Annotated in this window: 1 pseudogene; it reads right to left on the minus strand. The window is 45.5% G+C overall.

Going from position 1 to position 1,127, the window contains the following annotated elements:
* A pseudogene (secA, locus tag R7Q47_RS25915) lies at positions 1-1,127 on the minus strand (preprotein translocase subunit SecA); the annotation flags it as partial.

Below are 1,127 nucleotides of genomic sequence, written 5' to 3' on the forward strand. Positions count from 1 at the left end.
TCTTTAGCGCTTCAAGTAAACCTTCAAACAATTCAAACGATTCACGTTTGTACTCTTGTTTCGGGTTCTTTTGTGCGTAGCCACGTAGGTGGATACCTTGACGCAGATGATCCATCGCCGCCAGATGCTCTTTCCAAAGCGTATCGAGTGTTTGAAGCATCACTGATTTTTCGAAGTTACGAAGCACTTGTGCACCCACAACTTCTTCTTTCGCTTTGTATACTTCAACGGCTAGGCTGATAATCTTCTCGCGCAGCGCTTCTTCGTACAGTTTGTCGTCTTCCTCAAGCCATTGCTTGATTGGCGCGTCTAGATCGAAATCTGCTTTCAAACGTTCTTGAAGACCTTCCACATCCCACATGTCTTCTAGAGATTGTGGTGGAATGTATTCGTCGATGATCGCTGTGAGCACATCTTCACGGTTTTGTTCAATCATGTCGCTGATATCGTCAACGTTCATGAGCTCATCACGCAGTTCGTAAACCACTTTACGTTGATCGTTCGCCACGTCATCGTATTCAAGAAGCTGTTTACGGATGTCGAAGTTGCGACCTTCCACTTTGCGTTGTGCTTTTTCAATAGAACGAGACAACATCTTAGATTCGATTGCTTCGCCTTCTTCCATACCGCTTTGAATCAAGCTTGCCATACGATCTGAAGTGAAGATACGCAGTAGTGAGTCTTCCATCGATAGGTAGAAACGAGATGAACCCGCATCACCTTGACGACCAGAACGGCCACGTAACTGGTTATCGATACGACGAGATTCATGACGCTCAGTACCGATGATGTGCAGACCACCAGCATCTAAAACTTGATCGTGAACTTTTTTCCACTCAGCTTTGATTGCGTCGATTTGCTCTTTCGTTGGATCTTGTAGTGATTCAACTTTTGCTTGCCAGCTACCACCTAGCACGATATCTGTACCACGACCCGCCATGTTTGTTGCGATAGTTACCGCACCAGGCATACCTGCTTCAGCAACGATTTCCGCTTCTTTCTCATGGAACTTAGCGTTCAAAACGTTGTGTTTGATCTTCGCTTTCTTCAAGGCGTTGGAGAGTAGTTCTGATTTTTCAATCGATACTGTACCAACCAATGTTGGCTGACCTTTCGCAACTCGCTCT

The sequence above is a fragment of the Vibrio sp. Vb0349 genome (assembly GCF_033338975.1).